The 1,920-nt window shown below is 28.2% G+C and carries 4 protein-coding genes; 3 read left to right on the top strand and 1 reads right to left on the bottom strand.

Annotated features, from left to right (window positions below):
* From HG1285_RS03320 to HG1285_RS20375, 3 genes are all read left to right on the top strand, one after another.
* The coding region (locus HG1285_RS03320; RefSeq protein WP_008288900.1) for a hypothetical protein at positions 1 to 347 on the top strand (347 nt) is incomplete at its 5' end.
* A 72-nt stretch (positions 348 to 419) separates the two neighbouring features.
* Positions 420 to 665 (top strand): hypothetical protein, encoded by a 246-nt coding sequence (locus HG1285_RS03325; RefSeq protein ID WP_008288899.1) that lies wholly within the window; start codon positions 420 to 422, stop codon positions 663 to 665.
* Positions 647 to 1,372 (top strand): tetratricopeptide repeat protein, encoded by a 726-nt coding sequence (locus HG1285_RS20375; RefSeq protein WP_343122641.1) that lies wholly within the window; start codon positions 647 to 649, stop codon positions 1,370 to 1,372. Before HG1285_RS03325 ends, HG1285_RS20375 begins: the two co-directional genes overlap by 19 nt.
* Here HG1285_RS20375 and gmhA read toward each other — a convergent pair.
* A partial coding sequence (gene gmhA, locus HG1285_RS03335; protein WP_008288897.1) for a D-sedoheptulose 7-phosphate isomerase occupies positions 1,356 to 1,920 on the bottom strand: 565 nt, incomplete at its 5' end. The genes HG1285_RS20375 and gmhA overlap by 17 nt on opposite strands.

The following is a 1,920-nucleotide window of genomic DNA, read 5'->3' as shown; positions in this document are numbered from 1 at the left end:
ACCTTGAAGCTTACCAGATTACCCTCGTTGATACGACAAACCCTGTCGCACCTCTTTCAAACAACGTTAAAATTTTCCCTGATTTTGATAAGTTAGGTATATCTTTTATTCAAAATTTCCTTGTTACAAGTATTACAACTTTATATAAGCTATACACCACAGACCCAAACGCTGTAGTTTTATCTCCATTTGTGATAACTATATACCAGAGAGAAGATGATGATTATACGTATATTGTAAGAACAAAACCATCTATTTTGCTTGATGGAACAAAATATCCAGAAGCTAAAAAAGCAGTAGAAGAGCTTGAAAGTAGAATAGACCAGGCTATCCAGGATATGTTATAAACTTTACCCCTCTTTTGAGGGGTTTGTTGTATAATTAAGTTATTACAATTAACTGTAAAATGGAAAATAATATTGAACAGGGAAATACATCCCTTAACTCACATAAAAGACAAAAATAAAGAAAAAAGAAAACTATTTTTTTTACTTTTAATAACTGTTATCAACTTATCCATATTTATGTACATATATAGAAGCGACATTAAAAATTTAATTTTTTATGAAAATAAAGAAAACATTAAGAATGTACCGCAAAATTTAGCAAAAGTTAATAACGAAACCAATCCTGAAAGCAAAAAGAAATTACAAAAGAAAAAATAAGAGATACTAAGATTAATTTTCCAGACGTTAAATTTAATATTGATGAAAATTATTTCTCAAATATATTAAAAGACGAAAAATTCCCAGGGGAAATATCATTTAGACCAGAAGAAAAAAGTTTAAATACTCAAGAAAAAAGAAAAAAAATTGAGAAAAAAGATTTTGCCTATTATTACAAACTGGCAAAAAAAGCTGAGCTGAAAGGAGATATAAAAAGTGCTCTGGCTTTTTATCATAAAGCTTATAAGTTTAATCCAGATGAGGATATTCTTTATAAAATTGCTTACTTTAACTATAAACTTAAAGCGTACTATGGAAGTATAAAATATTTGAAAAGACTTGTTAACAAAAATCCAAATTACACAGATGCTTATATTTTAATTGCTAAATCTTATGAAAAATTAGGTAATATTAAAAAAGCTATTTTGATACTTGAAGAAGCTTACTATAATTTTCCTAATAATAAAAATATAATGAGACAGCTTGCTTATCTTTATGAAAAATCAAAAAATCCTTATGCAGCAGCTGATATTTATGAAAACTTAGCAAAAGATGGAACATTTAAGGACATATTAAAAACAGCTAAAATTTACGAAAGATTAGGTAATAAAGAAAAAGCATTATTTTATTACAAAAAGGCACTTGAAAAAGATGACGGTACTTATAAACTGTGGATTGAAGATAAAATATCTAAATTATCTCATTAGTTTCTTTTATTTCACCTGTTAAATACATGTCTATAACTTTACACAAAGCATGTTCCAATGTTAGATGTACTTCCTGAATTCTTGCAGTGCTTTCACTATCTACTATAAATGCTTTATCTACAATATTTTTTAATTTTCCGCCGTCTTTACCTAAAAAACCAACTGTAAATAAATTCATTTCTTTTGCTTTTTCTACAGCTTTTATGACATTTTCAGAATTTCCACTTGTTGATATGCCAATTAAAATATCACCTTTTTGTCCTAATGCTTCAACCTGACGTGAAAATATATGTTTAAATCCATAGTCATTCCCAATTGCTGTTAAAGCTGAAGTATCAGTTGTTAAAGCTATAGCAGGAAAACCTTTTCTTTCCTTTTCAAATCTACCAACTATTTCTGCCGCAAAATGCTGACTGTCAGCTGCACTTCCACCGTTGCCGCAGATTAAAATTTTATATCCCATTTTGAGTCTTTTAGCCATTAAAATTCCCAAATTTACAATGTCCTCAGAATATTTATATGAAAACTCTTCCTTTAATCTTGCACTT

The sequence above is a fragment of the Hydrogenivirga sp. 128-5-R1-1 genome (assembly GCF_000171895.1).
The sequence above is the reverse complement of the archived record's forward strand: the minus strand, read 5'-3'. Positions and strand labels throughout refer to the sequence as shown.